The following is a 20,221-nucleotide window of genomic DNA, read 5'->3' as shown; positions in this document are numbered from 1 at the left end:
ACGATGAACTCTCACCTGCGTGTTCTGATTGTTGAGGATTCTGAAGATGATACTCTCTTAACTGTGAGGGAGTTACGTCGGAGCGGCTATACTCTGGACTATATTCGGGTGGATACCCCGGATGCTATGCAGGCAGTACTGGATCAACAGTCGTGGGACATTGTGATTGCAGATTACAGTCTGCCTGCTTTCAGTGCTTTGGAAGCCCTTAAACTACTCCAGAACCAGAAACTGGATTTACCTTTTATTATCGTTTCTGGCACTATTGGCGAAGATACTGCCGTTGCTGCCATGAAAGCTGGGGCACATGATTATATCATAAAAGGTAATCTTGCCCGCCTGGTACCCGCAGTGGAGCGGGAGTTGCGGGAGGCACAAGAACGACAGAAACGGCACCATGCAGAGCACGCGTTACAGGAAGCAGACAATGTATTGCGAAAGTATACAGAGGAGTTAGAAGAACTTTACAACCATGCCCCCTGTGGCTATCACTCCCTGGATAAAGATGGCGTCTTTGTCCGTATCAACGACACAGAACTTAACATGTTGGGGTACACGCGGGATGAGATAATTGGCAAGAAAAAGTTCTCCGACTTACTTGCTGCTGAGAGCTTACAAAGCTTCCAAAAAAATCTCCTGCTTTTCCAGCAGCAAGGCAGAGTCAGAGATCTGGAATTCCACATAATTCGCAAGGATGGCACAATCGTGCCCGTGAGCTTGAGCGCTACTGCGATAACGGAGAGTACAGGCAATTACCTGATGAGTCGTTGTGTGGTGATTGATATTAGCGAACGTAAACATGCCGAGGAACAACTTCAGCAAGCTCACCAGCATGTGCAATTGGTTAACGATCGCCTCACGGGGATTCTTGAAGGAACCCATGACTTAATCGCAGCCTTGGATCTAGAGTTTCGGTTTATTGCATTCAACAGTGCATATAAACAGGAGTTTCAAAAGATATTCGGTAAAACTGTTGCAGTGGGCATGAGTTTGATAGACGCACTCGCCCATTTGCCAGAAGAACAAGCCAAAGCAGTCGCAATTTGGGAACGGGCACTCTTGGGAGAAGAGTTCACGGTGATCGAGGAATTTGGGGATGAACAATTAGAGCGGAATTATTACGAGATTACCTATAGTTCGATTCGCAATGCAAATCATCAGCAGCTTGGCGCATCGCATCTTGCCAGAGACATTACTGATCGCAAGCGTTCAGAGAATAAACTACGGGACTCGGAAGCGCGGTATCGCCTGCTGTTTGAAAGTAACCCCAACCCGATGTGGGTTTTTGAGATGGAAACCCTGGCTTTTCTAGCGGTGAACCAAGCGGCGATCGCCCATTACGGCTATTCCAAAGAAGAATTTTTGAGCATGACGCTTGCTGATATTATTCCTGCCGCCGACATCACCTCACTGCATAAGACTTTATCTAACTTCACACCCGGACAGAACGACCTTGGGGTTTGGAAACACCGCAAGAAAGATGGCAGTCTGATCGATATCAAGGCATTGGCTCACATTTTCTCATTTGCGGGTAAATGGACAAGCCTGGTTCTAATCGACGACATCAGCGATCGCCTGCAAGCCGAACAGAAAATCCGCGAACAAGCAGCCTTACTAGATGTCACGACTGATGCAATTTTTGTTCAAGATTTAGAACAGAATCTCTTATTCTGGAATCAAGGTGCCCAGCGCCTGTACGGATGGGAGGCTGCAGAAGTCCTTGGTAGGAGTGCCGAGTCGCTTTTGTACCAACATGAAAAAATTTGGCCGCAGTTTGAAACAATGCAGGCAACGCTGGCTAAAGAGGGGAAATGCCGGGGTGAGTTGCAGCAAGTTACAAAGAACGGTAAGGAGATCATCGTCGAAAGTCGCTGGACGCTTGTGTACGATGAAGCTGGCAATCCCAAATCTATTCTAACTGTTAACACTGATATTACTGAGAAAAAACAACTCGAAACCCAGTTTCTCCGCACCCAACGTCTAGAAAGCTTAGGTACTCTTGCTTCGGGCATTGCCCACGACTTCAACAATATCCTTACTCCCATTTTGGCAGTTGCTCAACTGCTACCTCTCAAATTCTCCAACCTTGATGAGAACACTCAGCAACTGCTGAGCATACTCGAAGGCAGTGCCAAGCGTGGTGCTGATTTGGTCACGCAAATTCTATCGTTTACTCGTCGAGGAGTGGAAGGAAACCGCACCATTGTCCAGACTAAACATTTGCTTTGCGATGTGGCACAGGTTGCTCAAAGAACCTTCCCAAAATCTATCGAAACCGAAACTAATATAGCACCCAATCTTTGGACGGTTTGTGCAGATGCAACTCAACTTCATCAAGTGCTGATGAACCTAATAGTCAATGCTCGTGATGCCATGCCCGATGGCGGTATCCTGGAGATTAGCGCCGAAAACCTTTTGGTTGACGAAAGTTATGCTCGTATGCATGTGGATGCTGAGGTCGGCTCATACATTGTGATCACTATTACTGATACTGGAAAGGGCATTCCACCGGAAATTATGGATCGCATTTTTGACCCCTTTTTTACAACTAAAGAAGTGGGTAAAGGAACTGGTTTAGGACTTTCTACTGTCATGGGGATTGTTAAAAGTCACGGCGGTTTTGTGAATGTTTATAGCGAGATGGGCAAGGGCAGCACCTTTCAAGTGTATTTGCCGAGTAGCCAAGTCACTGAAACCCAAGTAGCAACTAATACATATCCACCAAGGGGCAATGGCGAATTAATTTTGGTGGTTGATGACGAACTCACAATCTGCGAGATTGCTCAAACGACTTTGGAAACCCATAACTATAGAGTTTTAACCGCCAGTGATGGAATTGAGGCACTTGCACTCTACGCTCAGTACAAGAATAAAATCAGTGTTGTATTGATAGATATGATGATGCCTTTGATGGATGGTTCTACCACAATTCTGACATTGCAACGTATGAATCCGCAGGTGCAAATCATTGCAATGAGCGGACTGATGAGCACTTGGACGACTGCTCAAAAGAGAAGTCTTGGCATCCAACACTTCTTGCCAAAACCCTTCACAGCTCAGGCATTACTAAGTACCCTACGAGAAATCCTTTAATTAATTTAAAATGTATTCGGATCGATTTTCTGCTGTTGTAACTTAGCTAAAAGAGTTTGTAATTGTTCTTCTGGTGTGAGATATTTCTTACCATTTTGGTCATACCAGTACAACCATTCCCGTGTTAATCCCTGATAAGTTCCGCGTTCACGTCCAATACCTAAACCAATCTCAGGCATCCAAATGACATCCCCAGATTCTAATACATATTTCCCTTCAACTAAGCGATAAACTTCTAAACGTTGTCGCTTACGACGCAAGCGCGTTGGGGCATAAATGACATAGTATAAAATGCCTAATTCGGCATAGTCTATTTTCTTTTGTTCGTATTCGCCGTTGTATGTTTGAGAAACAACTTCTAAAGCCAGAATTGGCGAAATTCCATCTTCTTCCCAAAGAACATAGCTAGAACGTCCATTTTCTCCAACAAATCTTTCTACTCCTAAACTCAGAAATCCATCAGGTACAATTGGTCCTTGATGGGGAGCAGAATAAATTCCCATATTTATACCAAAAAACCAATCATCGCGATTTTGCCATATCAAAGATAAGATAGCTAATAATAAATTGGGGATTAATATTTGCAGTTCATTGTCCACAGGTGTATCATCTGAATCTGGTAATTCTGCCGATGAAGGTAGGCAGTCTAAGGGATTGTAATTGAACATAACAAGATGGATGTTAAGTGTTGGGTGTGAACTGTTATTTTTTTTATTTTCCCTTACCTGTAGTAAAGAATTGACAGTTGTGTTTATTTGTGTTGAGGACTTTTTGTGCCAACCAACGACTTATGACGACACCCAAGAAATGATAAAGTGATGAAACAGAACTCAAAAATCTGTCACAAAGTCCAGCCCAGGGCTTGGGCTACTTCGTTTGCTAACTGTAGCGGATTAAAGGGCTTGGAAATAGCAGCTTTCATTCCCATAGACGCATAGCGGCGACGATCCGAAGCTTGGACTTTAGCTGTCAGCAAAATCACGGGAATATCTTTAGTTGCAGCATTAGCCTGTAAATGTTCAAATGTTGTAGGACCATCCATATCAGGCATCATCACATCCAACAGGATAGCATCAGGCTGTGTACTTTGAGCCAAAACTAACCCAGAACGCCCATCAGCAGCAGTTAGAATCTCCCAACCCGCCACAGTTTCTAGGCAAATTTGAGCGACTTCTCGAATGTATTCCTCGTTATCAATCACTAAAATGCGTTTAGCCATCATCACTGTATATCCTTGCGTTGGTTCTGGGTCATTCTGGAAAGAAGTTCTAGCACCCGTTGTTCAAATTCTTGAGCCGTCACACGACTTTTCGTCAAGAACTCGGTTTGCCCCAACTTGAGGCGATTTCGTTCAGAATTATCTAAATCTTTAGCAGAGTATACTACTAAAGGTAAGTTGTGCAAATAATTATGTTGAGAAAGCCACTCTACAACTGCAAACCCATCTTTATCAGGTAGTATCAAATCGAGAATAAGTAAATCTGGTTGCAATTGCTGGCTTTGGTGAATTGCTTCTCTTGCAGTTTGAGCGTGAAAAACTTCAATTTCATGGTTTTCAAACAACATCATCAGTAGCTGTGCCAGTTCGTTGTCATCTTCTACTAGCAAGATGCGGACACGCTTATGAGGTTTAGCGACAACTTGTTTGAGAGATTCCAGCAGAGATACTTCATTGACAGGCTGATACACCCAATCCACAAAAGCGCTGTTGTAGTGGCTTTCATCACAGTCCAACACATCAGGAGTCCGCTTTTGTGATATTCTATGCATGCTTGCTCGTGTATATGAATTGCACTGAGGAATTGAAGCATCCATTGGTAAATAGACACTACAAAGCATGATCGGAATATTTTTCGTATTCGGGTGCTGCTTGAGAGCCGCAATGATTTCCCAGCCATTCATCCCTGGTATGAGTAAATCCAGTAGAATCGCGTCTGGTTGCAAAGCAATTGCCTGTTGCAGGGCTTCTTCACCAGAAGCCACAGTCACAACCCGGTAACTTTGTTGTTCCAGCATTGTTTGCAACACAGTTCTGGCATTTAAATCATGATCACACACCAGTATTAAGGAAGGATTATGATTGACAGTTTCTTGTGTAGTTTGCTTTGAAGCTTTAGGGATTGGTAAAGTAAACGAAAAGGTACTACCCTCACCCAATTGACTTTCAGCCCATATACGACCAGAGTGCTGCTGCACAATACTGCGGCAAATTGCCAAACCTAAGCCAGTTCCTTCATGGTTCCGTGAATCGGAGGAATCGACTTGTTGAAAGCGTTCAAAAATGGTTTCGAGTTTATCACTAGGGATACCACGTCCTTGATCTTTAACTTGAAACAGTATTTGATCTTCTTGACGTTCGGCAGTTAACCAAACTGTACCTCCAGAGGGTGAAAATTTAATAGCGTTACTCAACAGATTGGTAAGAGTTTGGTGAAGGCGATCGCTATCAGCCCACAAATCAACACAAATGGGTGAAACTAATAAATTCACCCCATACCGTTGTGCCATAGCTTGCATCACATCTGCTGCTTGAGTCATCAAATCAGCAGCGTTACAAACCTGTTTTGCCATCGTCACCTTACCCGACTCAATGCGTTCGATATCTAAAATGTCATTGATGAGTCGTACCAAGCGTTCAGTGCTATCGACAGCAATTTCCAGAAGGCGCTGTCCCCGTTCTGAATTGGGATCAAGCAACCCACTCGCAAGCATCCCCAATGAACCATGAATTGAAGTTAAAGGTGTGCGGAGTTCGTGACTGACAACAGAAATAAACTCATTCTTCATCCGCTCCACAAGCTGGCGATCAGTAATATCTTTAAAGGTGATAACGGCTCCTTTGACCACACCTTGTTCTAGAATCGGCGTTGAAACATACTCAACCGGAAAACTAGAACCATTCTTGCACCGAAAGACTTCATGAGTGACTTGATGCACTGATGCATCGTGCAGTGATTCATAAATCGGAGAATCTGTCAAGCTGTATGGTGTCCCGTCAGAGTTCGAGTCAGGCAAGAGAATATCTATAGACTGACCGATTAATTCTTTGACTTGATACCCAAGCAACTTAGCAGCGGCTGGATTGACAAAGGTGATTTTGCCCAAGTTATCCAATCCGCACAAGCCTTCTCCCACAGAATTTAAAATCAACTCATTTTGATGACTGAGGCGTTCGAGAGCTTCCCGTGCTCGTTGACTCTGAGTAGTATCACGTAGAATCACAGTAAATATAATTTCATTGCCTAACTCAAGCTTAGAAATCGAAGCTTCTGCGGGGAACTCTGTCCCATCTTTGCGGCGGGCAAAAATCTCGCTACGCTCTCCCATTCTACGGGCTTTTCCAGTAGAGTTCGCGAACCTAGCAACATGCTGGCGATGAACACAGGTATATTTGGATGGTAAAAGCAACTCAAGCGGTTGACCGATAACCTCACTAGCAGTGTAGCCAAAAATCTTTTCTGCTCCCTGATTAAACAAGGTAATACGTTGACTTGCATCTATTGAAATGATAGCATCATCGGCAATTTCCAGAATTCCTGCAAACCGAGCTTGTGATAGCCGCAAAGCCTCCTGCGTCAGCTGGCGCTCAGCGAGTTCACTGTGTAACTGTGCGTTGACGCTAATCAATTCGGCTGTCCGCTCTGCGACTCTCATTTCTAGCTCATCCTTAGCTTTGCGTAGTGCTTCTTCATTGCGCTTGCGCTCAGTGATGTCGCGGATGACTCTAGAAAAGCCACAGATTTGTCCAGACTCATCATGTAAGGCTGTGATGATTGTATTCGCCCAAAAACGCGACTTGTCCTTACGTATGCACCAGCCCTCGTTTTCAAAGCGACCTTCAAGCGAAGCTATCCTGAGTTCTTGCTCTGGCTTACCCAGTTGGATATCTTCACTCGTGTAAAAGCAAGAGAAATGCCGACCCAAAATTTCCTCAGCGCGATAGCCTTGAATGCGCTGTGCTCCCGCATTCCAACTCAGAATGCATCCCTGTGGATTGACGATGTAAATTGCGTAGTTTTTGACACCTTCTACTAAGGCACGGAAGCGTTCTTCGCTTAGTCGCAGCGCCTCTTCTGCCTGCTTGCGCTCAGTAATATCGCTACGAATTGCGACATATTGATAGGGTTGTCCTTGACTATTTAAAAGCGGTACTATGGTCGTATCTACCCAGTAATACGTTTCGTCTTTGGCACGGTTTTTGATTTCGCCTTTCCAAACTTGCCCACTGGTAATAGTTGCCCACATCTGTTGAAAGAATTCTTTGGAGTGATAACCAGAATTAATGATGCGGTGGTTTTGTCCCAACAGTTCTGCTCTAGAGTATTTTGAAATCTCGCAAAATTTATCGTTAACGTAAGTAATCGTTCCTTGGCGGTCAGTAATTGCTACAATAGAGGACTGATCTAATGCAAACTTAAAGTCTGCCAAATTTTTGAGTGACACTTGCAGAATTTGCTCAAAAAGCTTACGTTCAATTGCCTCTGCCAACACATTGGCAATCACCTGGAGAAAATGAATGTCATCTTGAGTGAATGTGCGTTTTTGCGTTGTGTGTGTACCCAAGATACCATAAGGACCATTCTTACCAAAAATAGTCACAGTTAAACCGCTAATGACTTGATGTTCGTGCAGTAAGGGCGAACCGCGAAATCTAGTTTCTGTCCGCAAATCCTCTGTCACCACTGGTTCATTAGCAAGTAGGGTGTAGCCAGCTTGAGAATCAACACCTGTACTCACTTTCACATGACCCACACATCCCTCTTTCCATCCCACGCCTGCTCGTAACAGTAAAGCCTTACCATCATCAAGCAGTTCCAAAACCATGCTATACTCTACTCCCAGGCTTTGGGTGACAAGAACAACAGCCTCGTCCATTAAGGTACCAAGATCACAACCTGACAAAGCCAATTGACCTAATTTAGCGACAGCTGCTTGCTGGTTGAGTCGTACATTCAAGCTCTTTTTTGCCTGCTTTTGTTGCAAGAGCACAGCTTGCCGTTCGCTTACACTCATAACTGTGCCAATCATGCGCACTGCAAGACCTGTTTCATCGTAGAAAAATCGTCCTTTGCCCTCGATCCAGTGAATGCTACCATCACTCCAGACAATCCGAAATTCATGATAGAAATCCTGTCGTTGTTGACGGGCAAGGTTTATTGCTTGGGCAACTTCTTCACGATCCTCTGGGTACACTCTTTCATAAAAAGCTTCATAAGTTCCCCCAAAGGTACCAGGCGATACACCAAACAACTGTTCATGTTCCCCAGCCCAGGTGACTTTGTGAGTTAAGATGTTCCAGTCCCAGATGCCCATACGAGCTGCTTTTAGGGCTAACCTCAGTTGTTGAGCTTCATTGTCAGGTAAAGTTTCAGGTAAAGAATGAGTCATATGAGTCATAAAATTTATTTATAATGATTTCTAATAATTTATGGTTAATGCTTTGTCACACTGAGTTCAGGTTTGGCAGTGGTTGCAGCAGGTAATACACAATTGCGTCCATTTGCCTTGGCTTGGTAAAGGGCTGTGTCCGCAGAACGATATAGTAACTGCAAGTCAGTTCCATTTTCAGGATACTGAGCAACACCTGCACTGAAAGTTACCTGAAATTTGCTGCCGTTAGAGGCAATAAACTCTTGCTTCTGTAGAGTTTTTAGCACCTCTTCAAGCCGGTGTACACCATCACTTTGGTTCATACCGTACATACCCACAACAAATTCTTCTCCTCCCCACCGACAGACAACATCTTCTCCACGAAATGATTGGCGCAGCAGTTGTCCGAGTTGGCGTAATACCACGTCTCCGGTTGCATGACCAAAAGCATCGTTGATTTGTTTAAAGTGGTCTAAATCCAGAATAGCTAAGCACAGTGGTTGATTGAATCGTTGGCTCAAGCGTAGAAACTTATTCAAGTCTTGGGTTGCGCGATGACGGTTATAGACTGTCGTCAGCGGATCTGTTTCCGCTAAACTCCGCAGTAATTTAATGCGTTCTAAACGGTTGAGAATACGAGTCACCAATTCTGGCCCAACAATTGGCTTGCTCACAAAGTCATCTGCACCAACAGCAAACACTTCATGCACAATTGCAGACTCTGTATGAGCTGTCAGAAACAAAATTGGCAATCCACAAGTGCGTGTATCGTTTCGCACTACTTTACACAATTCAATTCCACTCACATGCGGTATCTCAATATCCAGAATCAGCAAATCCGGTGCAGAGGCTTCCAGAGTTTCCCAAAACCGCCGAGAATCATTGAGGGTAATGACTTTAAATCCCCAAGGCTCCAGTAAACTTCTCAAAGTTGCTAAAATCTGAGGATCGTCATCTACGACCATGATCACTGCTTCTACACTCGTGTCAGCTGGTTGTAGTACATGGGTAACTGCCTCTAGCACTTGAGTTGCTGGTAATGGCTTTTGTAAAAAGGCGCGGGAACCTAAACGGGCGACTTCTAGGCGATCGCTTAAACTATCACAAGCAGTAAAAATCAAAACAGGTACTGCTGGTGTTTTCTGCAATTGTGCCAACAGTGTCAATCCCTCCTCAGTGGTATTATCAACAGCGGGATCAAGTAACACAACATTCGGACGAACTTGAGCAATTTTCTCTTCAGCTTTGGACAGGTTCGTTACGACTTCTGCTGTGATTCCCCGCATTTGAGCCTCACTCACCAATTCACGAGTCACTTGGCTGTCACTGTCAATGATCAATAACTTGGGAGGTTCATCGTTGTTCGTTTGGGAAGCTGAAACTAACTCTTGAGGCGTTTGCTCTATTTCTTGGCGTAAAGCTTTTACCAATTGACGTAACTGCTTACCCTTTTTAGTTCCAAAAGATTTACCGGCTTGCAGTTGATGTTCGATAGTACGAGCTAACTGTGAACCTTTGCTAGAACCAAAAGTGCCTAGTACACCTGCGAGTGTATGAGCTTCCTGCTGCGCGAGAACATGTAATCCCTGAGTGAGTTTATTTTCCAACACTGCGACTGCAGCTTGTTCAAGAACGGATACCTGCTCATGAATTCTGTCTTGAAATCGGTTCCAAACCCCAGCGAGTGCTGCGAGTGTCTGCTGTTTCTGTTGTTCTGTCTCACTCTGCTTGTTTTTGTTTGTCTTTGCTTGTAGTGGTTTGAGTCGATAGCCAATACCATAAACAGTCTCAATCAAATCAGAAGCTGCTCCTGCTGCTTTTAATTTGTGCCGTAAACCTTTGATTTGAGTTCTCACGGCTTCTTCTGTGGGTATTTTATCAAACGACCAAACGTGCTCAAGAATTGTCCCACAGCTATACACCCGTTGAGGATTTCGCAGAAACAGTTCTAACAGAGCATACTCTTTAGGAGTGAGTTCTACAGTGCGCGTGTCATAACGAACTTCTAAGCTACTCGGGTCAAAACGTAAGTTTCCCCATTCCAACACAGGAGGTGTGACGGTAGAATTGCCTCGACGCAGTAGAGCACGAACACGAGCGACTATTTCCTCACAGTCAAAGGGTTTGACAACGTAATCATCTGCACCTGCGTCTAGTCCTATTGCTTTATCATGACTGCTATCTCGGCCTGTCAGCAAAAGAATGGGCATTTTGAAGTCGTGCGATCGCAACTTGTGGCAAAGGCTAATGCCATCAAGCTTGGGTAACATCACATCAAGCATGATTAAATCATAGTCAAAGGCTTGTACCAAATCCCAAGCTGCTTGACCATCTGTGGCAATTTCAACTGCATAATTTTGGTGTTCAAGAACTGTGGTGAGCGCTTTGGCACTTAACTCGTCATCCTCTACGATGAGAATCCTCATTGTGGTTGCTTCCTTTGATTCCTGGTGTTCACTGCGTTAAAAATTTGTAATAATTCTTTTGTTTTATATAGGATTTTAATAAAATTCTTCACAGCGCTTTTCATCGAAGTGAGATATAATGTTGGAATTCGCTCATTCAAAATTCGCTCATTCCAAAAGCTTATATCATAGGCTTTACGTGGATTTTGAATACTATTTTTATTCGGTGCCACGCAGTACTAGTAGTCCTTCTTTGAGAACGAAAGCGGGGTTAATAGCAGCAAGAAAAATCTCTTTCTCCTTCTACTTCACGGCAGTTGCAATCAACGAGGAAACCTCCTTTGGGCACACTGCCTCCCCTACAGCCCCCAACCCCAGAGGGGACCCAAGCGCCCCCTACTTGCTTTAACCCAGCAATTTTGGGTTGGTCGAGTACTAAGGTTTCGCGGCAGTCGGTACATGTAGCATTTTCCCACTTGTGCAATTCTATCGTTTGACGCGAGTTTGCCAATAGTCAGATTTGGTTCAAATGATTGATTTTTTGTAACTTACGGTAAAAAGAAGAGGCGAAAGTTCGGTCATCTTATAGCACCGAAAGAAGTAGGCTCACTGCCGAAGCGCGTAGCGTGTACTTTGCGCTCGTAAGGCAAGCGTTAGCGCAGGCCCCCTAAGGGGCTAGCGATCGCCTTTTTATAAAAAAAATTAAGAGTTTATGATTCCTAATATCTGTTGTTGTTTCTTAACAAGAATTAACAACACTAATACGTTTTAAAATCAGCTGAGAGTTGGTTGACAGATTTAAGCCTTATAAAGAATTATCTTAGGAACACTGGATAGTCGCTTGTGAGGAAAACATGCACACAGTTGTTCTCGTTCTCGTTGAGGTACTAATCGTCATTGGACTGTCACGGTTAGTAGGACTTGCCTTTAGGTGGATTAACCAACCATTAGTCATTGGAGAAATTGTTGCCGGGATTATGCTCGGACCATCTCTTTTTGGTTTGGTTGCGCCAGGATTAGCAGCTACCTTGTTTCCACCTGAAACAATTCCCTTCCTGAATGTATTATCTCAGGTAGGGTTAATATTTTTCATGTTTTTGATTGGGCTAGAGCTAAACCCCAAATACCTCAGCGGCAATTTAGAAATCGCAATATTAACATCTCACGTCAGTATTTTAGTACCGTTTTCCTTAGGAACGCTGCTAGCAGTACTTCTGTATCCTCTGGTTTCCAACGCTAGTGTGTCATTTACCGCTTTTGCCTTGTTTCTGGGGGCGGCAATGTCGATTACTGCTTTTCCAGTCTTGGCACGTATTATTACTGAGAATAACTTGCAAGGGACACGCTTGGGAACTTTGGCGCTGACTTGTGCGGCGGTAGATGATGTAACTGCGTGGTGCTTATTGGCAGTGGCGATCGCAGTAGCGCGTACAGGTAGTATTATTGGTGCTGTTCCTACGATTATCGCCAGCTTAGTATACATCGGCTTAATGGTGACGGTAGGGCGAAACTTCTTGGAACACCTTGCCAGCTACTACCGCCGTACTGGACGCCTGAACCAATTGGTTCTGGCTCTCATTTACATGGGTGTGGTTGCTTCTGCCCTGATTACTGAACTGATTGGCATTCACCTTATATTTGGAGCATTTTTGCTAGGGGCAGCTATGCCAAAGAATCCGGGTTTAGTCCGGGAATTAGCCGTCAAAACGGAAGATTTTGTTCTGATATTTCTGCTACCAGTCTTCTTTGCTTACAGTGGTTTGCGGACGCAAATTGGTTTGCTAAATAAACCTGAATTATGGGTATTGTGTCTGGCTGTCCTCGCAGTGGCAATTATAGGTAAATATGCTGGTACATATGTAGCAGCGCGTGTCAGTGGTATAAATCACCGAGAAGCTTCAGCGCTTGGTTGGTTGATGAATACTCGCGGCTTAACTGAACTGATAGTCTTAAATATCGGTCTGAGTCTTGGAGTCATTTCGCCGCTACTATTTACCATGCTGGTAATTATGGCATTGGTAACAACGTTTATGACTTCACCACTATTAGAGCACACTTATCCAAAAAAGCTTATCAGGTTGGATGTCGTTGAGCAAGAACCAGAACAAACAGAAGTAGACATCTCTGAGGGTGAAGAGCTTCAGAATCGTCCTTACCGAGTTTTAGTTCCAATCGCAAATCCCAGCACTCAAAAAGGTTTAGTGCAGTTGGCTGTGGCGATTGCTGTTAACCATCGACAAAGCGCTGTTGTTTATCCGCTCAGTTTGATTGAATTCCAAGAAGACTATGCCTTTGAAAGTACTCCACAAGAAGCAGATAGAGCCATTGCACAGCGGCGCGAGCAGCTAGAAGAATTAATTTCACGTTTAGAACCATCAGAAGTACGCTCTTATATGCAACCTATTGTTCGCACTTCGAGCAATGTTGCACGAGAAACAGCACGGATTGCCTTACTTGAGCAAGTTAATTTAATTTTAGTCGGATGGCATCGTCCAGCTTTTAGTAAGAATCGCTTAGGTGGACGAGTTGGTCAAATTTTAACCAATGCACCAGTGGATGTAGCAGTGTTCATAGATCGAGGAGAAGAGCGTTTAGAAAGCTTGTTGGTTCCTTATTGTGCAAATATTCACGATGATTTAGCAATGATACTTGCTTTGAGATTGCTAATAAATCTTGAGACTTGTCGATTACTCGTTTTACAAGTTGTGGTGGCAGAAAATCAAGTCAAAAATGAACTCAGTTATGAGCTTCACAACGTCATGGAGCAATTACCTCAAAGTGTACGCGATCGCATTGATCTCAAAATAGTCGAAGCCATAGAGCCAATTCAAGCTGTAGTTGCAGCTTCAGAAAATGTTGATCTGACGATTGCTGGTACTAACCGTGCTTGGGGTATTGAACGTCAAACTTTGGGAAGATACACAGACGAACTAGCGATTGAGTGTCGTTCCTCGCTGCTCATTACCCGTCGCTACAGTCAATTTACCTCTCATATTGCTTCTGTTTTTTCTAGCGACAAATCAGAGGTGAAAAATTAGATGAAGGCTTCATTATTTGTCTTGGTTCTCTATTATCTCTTATCTCCATGACCAAATCTCATTTCAACTTAAAATCCCTAACCTTTTATGGTGTGGCAATCAGTTCAGTACTGCTTTTATTTAAAGTCGTAAGTGTTTATGGAGAAAATAAGCTCAAAGCACCTCCGACAATTAACAGTAACTATCATCTCATCTTGAGTGAAAAATTACCTGTATGCGAAAAATTAAATGTTATCTTCTTAAAGATTCAGCAATCAGGAATTTACTTAAATGGATTTTTAGTGCCAGCTAACTCAACAACAAACTCGACACTATCATCTGAAAAATATGCTCTCACTGGTAAACTTGAGAATCAACAATTGAGTTTATCTGGAAAAGTTCCCAGATATATCCTATGCAATACTCCAAATTCTCAAACACAAGCAAATATTATCCCAGTTAAGATACAACTTCAATTGGCACAGCAAGAAGATTTAGTAGGTAACATAAATGTGAGTCACACTTCCAAAGCTATTGGATTGACAGCAAAACCACAAAAAAAGAATGAACAATCTCAGGAGTCAAGCAGTCATTAATAAGTAAGAATTCAGAATTGCTGGAGCGGAGGTTTCCTTGCTCCGCCTCCGTTCAGGAGGAAATGCTGGATTCTTTTTCATGAGACGTTTGGTAAAAGCGAGAAGCCAAAAAACGAGTTGTCATGGACAATTGTAGATAACAATTGTGAATCAATTTTGTGGAGTCGTGAGGAGTATGGATAAGCAATTAAGGAATAAACTATTTTTCCGGTTTTGCAAGTATTTATTTCGGGTTAGCTTGTTTGGCTTGTATGTAGCAGCATTTAATAGCAAACCATTAAGCGTCTATGCTTTTGATGTGGGCAACAATAGTAGTAGCACCGCGCCAGTAGCAAGACTTGAGGATTGGCGCTTTTCTCCAGAGACATCACAACTAGAAATTTCCCTCTCAGCAGCCGCACAACCTCGATACTTTTACCTCAGCCAACCATCGCGCATAGTTATAGATTTGCCAGGTACTAAATTAGGCAGAATTCCCACCAAACAAAATTTTTATGGAGCCATCCAAAGCATTCGCGTTTCCCAACTCAACGCAGATGTTACTCGTATTGTCATGGATTTAGCACCAGGAACTTTCATTGCTCCAAACCAAGTGCAACTGCAACCTGTTTCGAGAAACAATCCCAACCGTTGGGTATTACGTCCTTTGGTTGCTAGTAGCAGCGGTAACTCTTTACCACAAGGATACTTGTCACCTGCACCTAGGAATCCTAGCAATTTTTCACCGACAACTATAACTCCACCGTTACCAAGTAACACACCACTTGGTATCTACAACCCGCCACAGCCTTCAGGTAACTTACCATCAGCCACTTACAATTCTCCACAGCCACCTAGTCACTCACCACTTGGTATCTATAATAATCCGCCACAACCATCTAATAATCCATCAGTGGGTGTTTATAATCCGCCACAATCTCCAGGCAGTCCACAACCTGGAATGTACAATAATTACCCACAACCTCCAAACAACTTACCATCAGCTACCTATAATCAGCAACAAGTACCTGATTTCAGTGTACCGCCACCATTAACAACCCTACCTGCAACAACTAATAACTTTCCACAAACACCATCTGTCCAAGTACCGCCCTTAAGCCGTAATAATCCTTCTCAACTTTCTGATTCTGCTTTTCCTGCACCTTCTTTTCCATATCAACGCAGTCATAGTAATCACAGAGTTCCTGCTGTGGGGGAGTCAAATTTTCCTGTTCCAACTGTTCCCAATGCTTCAACTCGTTTTCCTAATTCTGGGGTGATTGAGTTTGGTGAACCTTTTCCCAACTCTACAAGGTAAAGGTAGAAAAAGAAAGAAGAACGAAAAACCAAATAACAAGGAAATTCTTCTTTCTTTCTTCTTCTGTCTTCATCTTTTCTAGAATCTTTCTGTTTCCAGTGTTGGAGCTGTTGCTCCTGGTTGGTTGATGAAGAAGTTTTTCGCATCATCGTTCTCGTAAGTGCAGCTAATATCAGGTTTGTCGCCGTTCAAATCACCCGCATAAGCAAAGTGGTTCAGGCGATTTTTGCAATCTCTGACTTGATCTGATGACACAAGTTTCTTTTGCTCTAAAATAGCCCAGTTACTAGAACGCAAAACACAGCCAGGACGCATACTAGGCTGACCGACGTATACTTTAAAGGGGTTAAGAGTTACAAATAATCTAGTGTCCATCACCATAGCGCTGGCTCCATACTGCACGCAAATATCAGCATTTGGTGCTTTAGTATCAATAAATTCTCGTGTAGCTACGTTGTTGGGAGTAAATGTAGCCGTCGAGCTAAAAGCAATACCAATCCCAATACCCAAAACAAATACCCCTCCCAAAATCGCTATGGTGGTGAAATTAAACATAGGAGATTGGAAGATAGAGGGTTTAGGAATCGTAGCTGTTCTACCAGTGGATTTTCGTCTCATTTTTGCTTAATCACGCTTAATCAATTTTACCCTTTGGACAGCAGGGAGTGGATTCAATTGCTCTCCCTCTTTCAGTATGACGATTCTTGAGTGTCATTGTCTGTAAGTTTTTCTGTTATGTTCCTACCACCTGACAGATTCAGCAAAATGGAAGCATGCTAGATTGATGCTGTATGTGATTCAAATAGTTGACTTATTGCTTATTTTATGACTAACAAATTCTATGACCTTAATCACCCTAGTATCAACAATTTTTATGAAATATTATTGCTTTCTATTGAAATAAATATTACTTTAAGCTCTTGATGGAGGTATCAAAGTTGAGTTGGATGATTTTCTCTTACTCTCTCCCTTCCAAGTCGTCGTCTAGTCCTCGTGTCACGCTGTGGCGACGACTGCGACGAATAGGAGCCATCTCTCTTAAAAGCGGTATTCACGTTTTGCCTGCCCGTGATGAGTGTATAGAATCCTTTCAATGGCTGGCGCAGGAAGTACAACAGGCAAAGGGTGAAGCATTAGTTATGCGGGTAGAGCGATTTGAGGGATTAGCAGATGAGGAAATCACTGAATTATTTCGTAAAGCTCGTAGCGAAGAGTACCAAGAGATTGAAGCCCAAGCAATTGAATTGGAAAAGTCTGTAAATGCCAACACCAGCTTAGAAGAGCGTAGGAGTCTGCTTGAAACTTTAGAAAAACTACGGAAACAACACACTGAGATTGCTCGTGTTGACTTTTTCGATTGTCCTGATGGACAACGAGTAATAACTGCATTAAACCGTGTTGCTCAAGCACTATCTCTGAGTGTATCTGTGGCAGTAGAGATTCCACATACAGCAATTGCCCAATACCGGGATAAGCGATGGGTTACCAGACCCCGACCGTATGTAGACCGCTTAGCCTGCATTTGGCTCATTCGTCGATTTATCAATCCAAGTGCTGAAATTCGATATTCTCATGAGGTTGCTCCTGATGAAGTCGCCTTTGAAATGAAAGATGCTTTCTTTGGACATTGTGGCAACCTTTGCACTTTTGAAGTGATGGCGGCTGCATTTGGCTTGAATAAACCTGGAATGCAAGCTGTTGGGGAAATTGTGCATGAAATTGACCTGCGAGACGGACAATATGCGCGTCCTGAAACAGCAGGAGTAGATTGTGGTGCGATTCTTGCATGGTTTTGCCACAGCAATTTATGGACCTGTAGCAATGGCTGTCGTGGTGAGCATTGCTAAGGATAGACGAGCAGAAATGTTGTCTTGGTTCTCATCCGTCACCATTATTGGCAATCTGATTGGAGCGCCGTTGGGTGGGTTTTTGCTGACTCAGCTAGCGGGAAGTGGGACACCTAGCCTTGTCCAATTTCACATTATCTACGGTGTGGTTGCAGCCTTGGGTACAGCTTCGTTACTGATTGCTTTGTTGGTGCTAAAAGACCAATGGGAAGAACCGAAGTCTGAACAAACGCGTACACTCGGCGCAGTTTGGAGAAAGTTTAAAAAAGGTATCCGTGAAATCCTAATGGATAGGCGAGTGTTACTCAGCAGCAACATCGAAGGAGTGCAAAACCTCTCAGTTGGAGCCTTAGAAGCTTTCTTACCTATTTACGCTGTCAAGATTTGCGGATTTAGTGCATTTCAAGCGGGGATGCTTTGGGGTGTGCAGATTCTGGTGACAACTTTTTCTAAGCCATTTATGGGCAGGTTGTCAGACCAAAGAGGGCGATTACCTCTGCTGTTTTGGGGTATGTTTGCTTGTGCAATCCCCTTTGCCCTCATCCCCTGGTTTCAAAACTATGTGGTCTTACTGGTTTTAGCCGCAGTGTTTGGAATTGGAGAGGCGATTGTTACCTCAGGAACTGCAGCATTAGTAGCTGACTTTTGCAGTGAAAGTAATTTAGGTTCAGCAATGGGTACCTTTGGAACCATCTTTGATGTGGGACACGCTGCAGGTCCTTTATTGGCAGGTGTATTGATTAGTTGGTCAGGTGGTGAAGATTTCCGCCTTTCGTTTGCCTTAATATCAGGAATTTTAATTGGAGCAGCACTAGCTTTTCGGATTGGTGTCAGGGAGGAACCAGCAAGAGGCTAACGACAAAAAAGGAATACCAATGTATTCATTCACTAGCTTAATTGGGTGACACGATTTGAACCACGATTTGAACCACGAGTTGAACTAATAACGAAGTTAATAAAGGAGAGACTTACCATGCAAACTGAAATTACCAACGAAATTGGTTTGATTCCCTTACAAGCTGATACTAGTCTTTTGCAAGATCCCAAAAAGTTCAGCAATGGCGACCTCAAAAACCTGGAAGAAATAGCTCAGTTCAATCCTCGCTTCTTTGTGCGGCGACGAATTTTCTCTACCGATTCCATGCATTTCAATATCTACTGCATTGAGCCGGGTCAATCCAACCCATTGCACAAGCATTCCCAAAGTGACGAAATTTGTTACTTTGTGCAAGGTGCAGGAGATGTGATTGTGGCTGATGAAATTGCGGCTGTACAAGCTGGAGACTGTGTTCACATTCCTAAAGATGTGGGACATGAAATTATAAATACTGGTACGGAAAGAATGATTGTGGTGCTGGCTCAATCTCCCCTTCCCTGTGCCCATGAAAAAGTGCCCAATCCGCCTTCGGAATTTCGTCGAGTTGATCTCAGTCGTTAAGTTAACAAAATAATGCTTGACTGACACTTACGCTACACATTATTAGTGCCCCACTTGGATCTGATCTAGGTGGGGCTACTGTTGCTACTTACCCATTTACTTTTAACAGTGGAACCGCAAATTTCTGTTAACTTAAATATTAAGAATATATTAATACATTCTGTACAACTAAAGTGATACTCCTACGATCGCTGCCCTTTGGCAAAAGTTTCAAAATCTCACAATTTCAAACTCTCATAGCCGATAGTCTCACAATCTTCTGGGGAGATTGGCTAGAATTACGTGCGCGATTTGTACCAATTGCGTCATCTGGATTAATCTCTCCACTGATATACATTCTGACTTTTGGCTTGGGTTTGGGTAGCTCAATCAAACCTGGCTCAGGAATCAGTAGTGATTATAATAACTATTTAGAATTTATTTTACCAGGAATGGTAGCACTGTCGTCTATGACAGTCAGCTTTGTCGGGACGACTTTTTCCATCTGCGGAGACAGAATCTTTACCAAAAACTTCGAGGAATTATTACTCGTCCCCGTGCATCCTCTGGCGTTGCACATAGGAAAAATGCTGGCGGGAGTGACGCGGGGATTAATGACTTCACTTAGCGTTATTTTAGTTGCCCTAGTGTTTACTAGAAACTGGAATTTTCTCAATCCATTGTTTGTGCTGATACTGGTATTAAGTTGTGCAGTTTTTGCTGGTTTGGGAGTGATTGTAGGGTTGACGGTGAAATCCCTTGAATCAGTCGGACTCTACAACAACTTTATTATTATCCCGATGTCATTCTTGGGAGGAACGTTTTTTGATCCAGGTACATTACCAACAGTTTTGAAAGTCGTTGTTTACTTGTTACCGCTTACCTACGCTAGCCTCGGATTGCGTGCAGCTGTTTATTTACCATTGTCTCAGTTTCCTTGGTATTGCGTGCCAATTTTATTCGTGATGGCGATCGCCCTTTCCCTATGGGGTGCTTACATATTTTCTCATCAACAGGATTAATAGCTGAATTCCGACTGGAGGATTTGTGGAAAATTCACCCATGTATACAGCGGCTAGCCGACATCTTGCATGATTCTCAACAAGATCTAAAAAACCGGGTCACTGAGGCAGAAAATTAAGGATTTTAACTGTCGTCATTCTCAAGAAACCCGGTTTT

The 20,221-nt window shown here is 43.3% G+C and carries 13 protein-coding genes; 8 read left to right on the top strand and 5 right to left on the bottom strand.

Features of this window, described 5'->3' with window-relative positions:
- Nucleotides 1-3 precede the first annotated feature (3 nt).
- Nucleotides 4-3,093 carry a PAS domain S-box protein gene (locus tag DP117_RS08780; protein ID WP_211175989.1) on the top strand — a complete coding sequence of 1,030 codons (3,090 nt, stop codon included), beginning with the start codon at nt 4-6 and terminating at the stop codon, nt 3,091-3,093.
- A 5-nt stretch (nt 3,094-3,098) separates the two neighbouring features.
- On the opposite strand, the gene DP117_RS08775 is transcribed toward DP117_RS08780, so the two are convergent.
- The 4 genes from DP117_RS08775 to DP117_RS08760 form a co-directional block, all read right to left on the bottom strand.
- Nucleotides 3,099-3,761, bottom strand: coding sequence for a Uma2 family endonuclease (locus DP117_RS08775; protein ID WP_169217933.1), 663 nt, complete (start codon nt 3,759-3,761; stop codon nt 3,099-3,101).
- A 173-nt stretch (nt 3,762-3,934) separates the two neighbouring features.
- The gene (locus tag DP117_RS08770) at nt 3,935-4,315 is read right to left on the bottom strand and encodes a response regulator (protein ID WP_169217932.1); all 381 of its coding nucleotides are present in this window, start codon (nt 4,313-4,315) and stop codon (nt 3,935-3,937) included.
- Nucleotides 4,315-8,490 (bottom strand): PAS domain S-box protein, encoded by a 4,176-nt coding sequence (locus DP117_RS08765; protein ID WP_169217931.1) that lies wholly within the window; start codon nt 8,488-8,490, stop codon nt 4,315-4,317. Before DP117_RS08765 ends, DP117_RS08770 begins: the two co-directional genes overlap by 1 nt.
- Before the next feature lie 35 nt (nt 8,491-8,525).
- Nucleotides 8,526-10,889: a response regulator gene (locus tag DP117_RS08760; protein ID WP_169217930.1), complete on the bottom strand. Its 2,364-nt coding sequence runs from the start codon at nt 10,887-10,889 to the stop codon at nt 8,526-8,528.
- A gap of 833 nt (nt 10,890-11,722) precedes the next feature.
- Here DP117_RS08760 and DP117_RS08755 point away from each other — a divergent pair.
- The 3 genes from DP117_RS08755 to DP117_RS08745 all read left to right on the top strand — a co-directional run bounded on the left by DP117_RS08755 (nt 11,723) and on the right by DP117_RS08745 (nt 15,778).
- Nucleotides 11,723-13,906 (top strand): cation:proton antiporter, encoded by a 2,184-nt coding sequence (locus tag DP117_RS08755; protein ID WP_169217929.1) that lies wholly within the window; start codon nt 11,723-11,725, stop codon nt 13,904-13,906.
- A gap of 47 nt (nt 13,907-13,953) precedes the next feature.
- A complete protein-coding gene (locus DP117_RS08750; protein ID WP_211175988.1) occupies nt 13,954-14,481 on the top strand; it encodes a hypothetical protein in 528 nt (175 codons plus the stop codon).
- 175 nt (nt 14,482-14,656) lie between these two features.
- On the top strand, nt 14,657-15,778 hold the full coding sequence (locus DP117_RS08745) for an AMIN domain-containing protein (RefSeq protein ID WP_169217928.1): 1,122 nt from the start codon (nt 14,657-14,659) through the stop codon (nt 15,776-15,778).
- Nucleotides 15,779-15,856: 78 nt separating this feature from the next.
- Here DP117_RS08745 and DP117_RS08740 read toward each other — a convergent pair whose 3' ends face one another.
- Nucleotides 15,857-16,396, bottom strand: coding sequence for a DUF3172 domain-containing protein (locus tag DP117_RS08740; RefSeq protein ID WP_169217927.1), 540 nt, complete (start codon nt 16,394-16,396; stop codon nt 15,857-15,859).
- Between the two features lie 329 nt (nt 16,397-16,725).
- Between DP117_RS08740 and DP117_RS08735 the strand changes: the two genes are divergently transcribed.
- From DP117_RS08735 to DP117_RS08720, 4 genes are all read left to right on the top strand, one after another.
- On the top strand, nt 16,726-17,625 hold the full coding sequence (locus tag DP117_RS08735) for a chromate resistance protein ChrB domain-containing protein (RefSeq protein ID WP_169217926.1): 900 nt from the start codon (nt 16,726-16,728) through the stop codon (nt 17,623-17,625).
- Entirely contained in the window at nt 17,552-18,481 is a 930-nt protein-coding gene (locus DP117_RS08730) for an MFS transporter (RefSeq protein WP_348982993.1), read from the top strand. The genes DP117_RS08735 and DP117_RS08730 overlap by 74 nt, the downstream gene beginning before the upstream one ends.
- 117 nt (nt 18,482-18,598) lie before the next feature.
- On the top strand, nt 18,599-19,063 hold the full coding sequence (locus DP117_RS08725) for a cupin domain-containing protein (RefSeq protein ID WP_169217925.1): 465 nt from the start codon (nt 18,599-18,601) through the stop codon (nt 19,061-19,063).
- Between the two features lie 173 nt (nt 19,064-19,236).
- A complete protein-coding gene (locus DP117_RS08720; RefSeq protein WP_169217924.1) occupies nt 19,237-20,064 on the top strand; it encodes an ABC transporter permease in 828 nt (275 codons plus the stop codon).
- Nucleotides 20,065-20,221 lie beyond the last annotated feature (157 nt).

The organism is Brasilonema sp. UFV-L1 (assembly GCF_012912105.1).
Taxonomy (GTDB): Bacteria; Cyanobacteriota; Cyanobacteriia; order Cyanobacteriales; family Nostocaceae; genus Brasilonema.
The sequence above is the reverse complement of the archived record's forward strand: the minus strand, read 5'-3'. Positions and strand labels throughout refer to the sequence as shown.

Coding starts and splice junctions, on each gene's coding strand:
- DP117_RS08780 (WP_211175989.1), top strand. CDS start 4: ATGAACTCTCACCTGCGTGTTCTGATTGTTGAGGATTCTGAAGATGAT.
- DP117_RS08775 (WP_169217933.1), bottom strand. CDS start 3,761: ATGTTCAATTACAATCCCTTAGACTGCCTACCTTCATCGGCAGAATTA.
- DP117_RS08770 (WP_169217932.1), bottom strand. CDS start 4,315: ATGATGGCTAAACGCATTTTAGTGATTGATAACGAGGAATACATTCGA.
- DP117_RS08765 (WP_169217931.1), bottom strand. CDS start 8,490: ATGACTCATATGACTCATTCTTTACCTGAAACTTTACCTGACAATGAA.
- DP117_RS08760 (WP_169217930.1), bottom strand. CDS start 10,889: ATGAGGATTCTCATCGTAGAGGATGACGAGTTAAGTGCCAAAGCGCTC.
- DP117_RS08755 (WP_169217929.1), top strand. CDS start 11,723: ATGCACACAGTTGTTCTCGTTCTCGTTGAGGTACTAATCGTCATTGGA.
- DP117_RS08750 (WP_211175988.1), top strand. CDS start 13,954: ATGACCAAATCTCATTTCAACTTAAAATCCCTAACCTTTTATGGTGTG.
- DP117_RS08745 (WP_169217928.1), top strand. CDS start 14,657: ATGGATAAGCAATTAAGGAATAAACTATTTTTCCGGTTTTGCAAGTAT.
- DP117_RS08740 (WP_169217927.1), bottom strand. CDS start 16,396: ATGAGACGAAAATCCACTGGTAGAACAGCTACGATTCCTAAACCCTCT.
- DP117_RS08735 (WP_169217926.1), top strand. CDS start 16,726: ATGATTTTCTCTTACTCTCTCCCTTCCAAGTCGTCGTCTAGTCCTCGT.
- DP117_RS08725 (WP_169217925.1), top strand. CDS start 18,599: ATGCAAACTGAAATTACCAACGAAATTGGTTTGATTCCCTTACAAGCT.